This is a genomic window from Myxococcus llanfairpwllgwyngyllgogerychwyrndrobwllllantysiliogogogochensis (assembly GCF_006636215.1).
Lineage (GTDB): Bacteria > Myxococcota > Myxococcia > Myxococcales > Myxococcaceae > Myxococcus > Myxococcus llanfairpwllgwyngyllgogerychwyrndrobwllllantysiliogogogochensis.
In genome coordinates this window covers 1-4,604 of the sequence record NZ_VIFM01000451.1, presented here as the reverse complement: position 1 = coordinate 4,604, position 4,604 = coordinate 1, and the positions used below count along the sequence as shown (strand labels likewise).

Genomic DNA, 4,604 nt, shown 5'->3' with positions numbered 1-4,604 from the left:
CTTCGATGTCTTCGTACGTCGCCGGCTTCCTGCCCTTGCCCTGCCCCACGCCCACCTCCATCGATGGAACATCTGGGATTCCATCCGCAGTACCCAAACCTCAAGTCTTCAAACCCACGGCGGAGACAGCCTAAGGAGGAGTCGCAGCATCGCCCTTGGGTCCCGTCACGCCACGACGTGGCAGCCACAGCAACCCCAGGTCGAGCGGCACCGCCTCGAAGGGCTCCTCACGAATCACGACGGGCCCTTCATGAAGGCCCACGCGGTCCCAGCCCCGGTTCCCGCTCCGATAGATTTCGAGGGAACACCGCAACGGATCGATGAGCCATGCATGGCGCACGTCGCTCCGGTGGTACAGCGGCAGCTTGCGAACGCGGTCCGTGCTTCGCGTCGAAGGTGACAGCACCTCGCAAACCCAGTCGGGAGCCAGCGAGAGCCACGGGGTCTCCGGGTCCGGGGGCTCCGGAACCCGCTCGCGTCGCCAGGCCGCGAGGTCCGGCACCACGACATTCGGCCCCAGATGAATCTCCGGCTCGTCCAGGAACCACCAGCCCCCGGGACCTCCACGGGCCCAGTCGAAGGGCTGAACGAGCAACGCGCCGAGCCGTGATGCCACGTGCAGATGTCCCACCGACGGGCGCGGCGACGCGTACAGCAAGCCCTCGACAATCTCCCCCACCCACCCCACCGGCAGCGCTTCGATGTCCTCGTACGTCGCCGGCTTCCGACCCTTGCCCTGTCCCACGCCCACCTCCGTCGATGGAACCTCTGGGATTCCATCCGTAACACCCTACCCTGAAGGGTGTCTACCTCGTACGTAGGCAGTCTACCGGCCGGTCTGACATGTCGGGTCCACCCCGGCCGCCACGTCCCGGAGCGCGCGGAGTTACGACGCCGTCTTCCGCTTCTTCGGCTTGGGGACGAACACGTCGCTGCGCGGATGGAACTCGTCGTAGACGGAGCGCAGGCGGGCGCTGTTGACGTGGGTGTAGATCTGCGTGGTGGCCAGGTCCGCGTGTCCGAGCATCTGCTGCACGGCCCTCAAGTCAGCCCCGCGCTCCACCAGATGCGTGGCGAACGAGTGCCGCAGCTTGTGGGGGGACAGGGGCTTGAGGATGCCCGCCTTCAGCGCATAACGCTTGAGCAGCTTCCAGAACCCCTGCCGCGTGAAGCCCGAACCCCGGGGCGTCACGAACAGGGCCCGCGACTCACGCCGACCGAGCATCGCCGGGCGGGAGTTGCCCAGATATTCCTGCGTCTTCTCCACCGCCACGCGCCCCAACGGCACCACGCGCTCCTTGGAGCCCTTGCCCTTCGCCACCAGGTAGCCCGCGCTCAACTGCACGTCGTTGACGCCCAGCCCACACAGCTCGCTGACACGGAGGCCCGTGGCGTACAGCACCTCCAGCATCGCCTTGTCGCGCAGCCCCGCCGGTGTCCGTTCGTCCGGCGCGGCCAGCAACTGCTCCACCTCTTCCAGCGTCAGGAACGACGGCAGCCTCTTCGCCGAGCGCGGCGTGTCCACGTCCTCGGTCGGGTCCTTGTCCGCCAGTCGCTCGGCGACCAGGAAGCGGTGGAAGCTCCGAAGCGCGGCCAGGTGCCTCGCCTGACTGCGCTTGCCCAGCCCGCCCTTGGACAGCGACGACAGGTGCGCCGTCACATCCTCCTGCCGGACCCGCGTCGCATCCTCCACGCCCCGTGCGCGCAGGTCCTCGAAGTAGACGGTGAGATCCGAGGCATAGGCGTCCACCGTCTTGCCGGACAGCCCACGCTCCGCGCGGATGAAGGCGATGAACGCGTCGAGCAATCCTTCCATGCCCCCCAGGCTAGCGGAGCCCCGCGCGGAGGCAATCTGGCGACGTACGTGTCACGACACCCAGGCCCCAGGCCAGCCGACCCCACGGGCCCCGGACTCAGGGATGCGGCCCGCCCGCGCCCTCCGTCGACGCGCGCTCCAGCGCCTGCACCACCCACGGCCAGCCCACCAGGATGTTCCCCGGCGAGCGCAGGCAGGCATCCGCCACCGCGAGCACCTCCGCGGGCCGCGAGCGCACCGCCAGCGCCAGGTGTCTGCCCAGGAACGGATGCGGCAGATAGCTCAGGTTGTGGTGGCGCACGGGAACCCACTGCAGCGTCGGGCGCCCCGTCCACCGCTCCACGGCGTAGGCCACCGCCGAAGCCAGCACCTCCAGCGCGTAGAGCGGCAGTCGGAACGCGCTGACCAGGAAGACCACCAGCGCCGCCGCCGCCACCGCCGCTGGCCGCCACGTCCACGGTTCTGTTGGTGAGGATGCAGCCGCCGCCGCTGCCGCCTCCGCCTCCGCCGCTGCCCGTCTGGCCAGGCTCCCCAATTCCTCCTTGCTGCTCGACGCCCACCGACCAGGTCTGGTTCTCCTTGGAGAGCACCCCCAGGCCCGAACCGCTCGAGCCCGCGTCGCCGCCGCCCCCCTGGGCTCCCCTGCCGCCGTGCGTGCCCGTCCCCGCGACGCAGATGCAGATGCCACTTGCCGGACAGGTGAACTCGGTCTTGTCGCCGCCGATTCCTCCAGCGCCGCCCAACAACGGGGCTCCGGATGAGGGGCCCGGCTCGCCCGGGCCGCCGTCGGCACCCGAGGTCAGGTGCGCGCCATTCGCGCCTCGGCCTCCAGCGCGTCCGCCGACGCCGGGACAGAGGACGTTGACGCCGCCTTCACCTCCGATTCCCGGTATCACCCTCGGGTTTCCCGTGGTGACCTCGCCCACCTGGCCCACCGGACCCTCCGCGCCCGCATCGCCTGTCAGGCCCTGTGCACCCGTCGCGCCGCGTCCCGCCTCCAGCACGGTGTGGCGCAGCCGCACGCCCGAAGCGTCGATGACCTTCAGGGCGATGGAGGGCTGCCCGGGCTCCACCGCGTCCGCGGAGCGGATGTGCAGGTACTCCAGTACGATTCCCGCGTCCGTCACGCCCCGCACGGTGAGGCCCGTCGTGCCGCCGTTGTCCAACACGGCCACCTGGCCACTGACGCGTCCCCAGCCGCCGTCGCGCCCCGAATAGCCACCGTGCACGGAGACGGGCACATCCAGCACCAGCTCGCCTTCGTCATAGGTGCCGCCCGCGAGATACAGCCGCGTCGGGGCGCCACCGTCCCACTGGCGCAGCAGCCCGAGCGCGTGGCGCACGGTGCGCAGCGGAGCCTCGCGGGTGCCCGTGCCGACGGCGTCGTCGCCGTACACCGGGTCGATGAAGAGGCCCGCGCTGGCCCGGCCATCCACGCCGTCGCAGTCGGAGTCCTTGAACTCATCGTCCGGAGGGTCCTCCCCGGTGTTGGTGGGGATGCAGCCCGCGTCTGGCACGACCTGCTGCTCGCACCGTCCCTCGTCGCGGCAGCGCTTCTGCGCGGCGTCGAAGTCGTAGCAGCCCCCCGCGGAAAGCACCGCCGCGAGCGCCGTGCCCATCGCTCCGAGCGTCCAGATTTTTCGCATGGGATTCCTCGAAGTCACGGCCACGTCCCGGACAGTCCGACCATGGCGCCACCGGAGCTCACGGCGGCGGAGGGGAGGACCTGCGGAGGCGGGTCATCGGGCCACAGGAACATCACCGCGCCAGCGACGATGCCCGCGGCGCCCACGCCAAGGGCCACGCGGCTCACCGTCTGCGCCTGCTTTCCTTCCGACACCAGCGCCTTCGAGTCGCGCACGGGCGCGTCGACCGTCCCCTTCTCCAGGGAGTCATACCGGTCCCGGGCCTTCAGGTAGAACACCGTCCCCACTCCCGCCAGCACCACGCCTCCGGCCGCGGGCAGCCACGCCCAGCGGCGCGCGGAGGACGTCGTGGCGACGGCGACGGACGGTGTTTCCATCGGCGGTGGCGCGACGCGCTCCACGGGCGGCGGCGCGTCCTTCACGGAAGGCCGGGCCACCCGCGTGGGAGGTGGCACGTCGTCGATGGGCGGCGCGGGGGGCAGTCCCCGCAGCGCGCGCTGCGTGTTGAGCACCACCACGTCCAGGGCCTGGGTGAGCGCGTCCAGGAGCTTGTCCTCCGGCACGTCGAGGACGAAGTGCTCGGAGATGAGCATGCCGTCCTTCGCCGCATAGGCGCGCGCCCCGGCGCGGTAGCCGCCAGCACGTGGACCCAGCTCCGCCACCAGGACGACCTCCGCCTTGCTGGCCGTGCCGAGCCACTGGAGACACGGGGCCTCCGTGCGCTTGCAGCGCAGCAGCGTGCGGCGCCGCGTGGCGGGCAGCTTCCGGGTGACGTTCTCGATGCGGATGACGCGCAGCCCGCGCGACTCGAGCTGCTCCGCCACGTGCTCCTGCGCGAACTCGACGATGTGGGCCGGGGCTCCCGTCGCATCCGGTGGGGCGATCAACACACTCAGGGGCCCCTGCGGGAGCGCCGTGGGCGCCTGGGCGACCACGGAGAGAACGGCGACGAGGGAGATCAACACACGATCACTTTCCCCCCGACACGACCTCCTCGCAAGGCCGGGAATCAGGGGCTGCTCACCTCGGGTGGCATCGCGCGCGCTCTCGGTGCGTGCGGTGGGAGCTGACCCCACCGCCCAGGTAGGGCGGTGGGAGCACCCGAGGACTGTCAGTCAAACTTCAGCGGCGGGGGCGCTCGG

General features: G+C 70.8%; 5 protein-coding genes. 1 reads left to right on the top strand and 4 read right to left on the bottom strand.

Annotation, left to right across the window (positions count from 1 at the left end; all coding sequences use genetic code 11):
* Nucleotides 1–130: 130 nt before the first annotated feature.
* From FJV41_RS48070 to FJV41_RS48060, 3 genes are all read right to left on the bottom strand, one after another.
* Nucleotides 131–751, bottom strand: coding sequence for a Uma2 family endonuclease (locus FJV41_RS48070; RefSeq protein ID WP_141649343.1), 621 nt, complete (start codon nt 749–751; stop codon nt 131–133).
* Between the two features lie 135 nt (nt 752–886).
* Complete coding sequence (gene xerD, locus FJV41_RS48065) at nt 887–1,816, bottom strand: site-specific tyrosine recombinase XerD (protein WP_141649342.1); 930 nt, start codon at nt 1,814–1,816, stop codon at nt 887–889.
* A 97-nt stretch (nt 1,817–1,913) separates the two neighbouring features.
* On the bottom strand, nt 1,914–2,252 hold the full coding sequence (locus FJV41_RS48060) for a hypothetical protein (protein ID WP_246137887.1): 339 nt from the start codon (nt 2,250–2,252) through the stop codon (nt 1,914–1,916).
* A 599-nt stretch (nt 2,253–2,851) separates the two neighbouring features.
* Here FJV41_RS48060 and FJV41_RS48055 point away from each other — a divergent pair.
* A complete protein-coding gene (locus FJV41_RS48055; RefSeq protein WP_141649341.1) occupies nt 2,852–3,034 on the top strand; it encodes a hypothetical protein in 183 nt (60 codons plus the stop codon).
* A gap of 442 nt (nt 3,035–3,476) precedes the next feature.
* Here the strand turns inward: FJV41_RS48055 and FJV41_RS48050 are convergent, their stop codons facing one another.
* Nucleotides 3,477–4,427: a hypothetical protein gene (locus tag FJV41_RS48050; protein ID WP_246137886.1), complete on the bottom strand. Its 951-nt coding sequence runs from the start codon at nt 4,425–4,427 to the stop codon at nt 3,477–3,479.
* Between the last annotated feature and the right edge of the window lie 177 nt (nt 4,428–4,604).

Bases quoted from the DNA above. Each gene is read 5' to 3' on its own strand.
- xerD (WP_141649342.1), bottom strand. From the start codon at position 1,816: ATGGAAGGATTGCTCGACGCGTTCATCGCCTTCATCCGCGCGGAGCGT.
- FJV41_RS48055 (WP_141649341.1), top strand. From the start codon at position 2,852: ATGACCTTCAGGGCGATGGAGGGCTGCCCGGGCTCCACCGCGTCCGCG.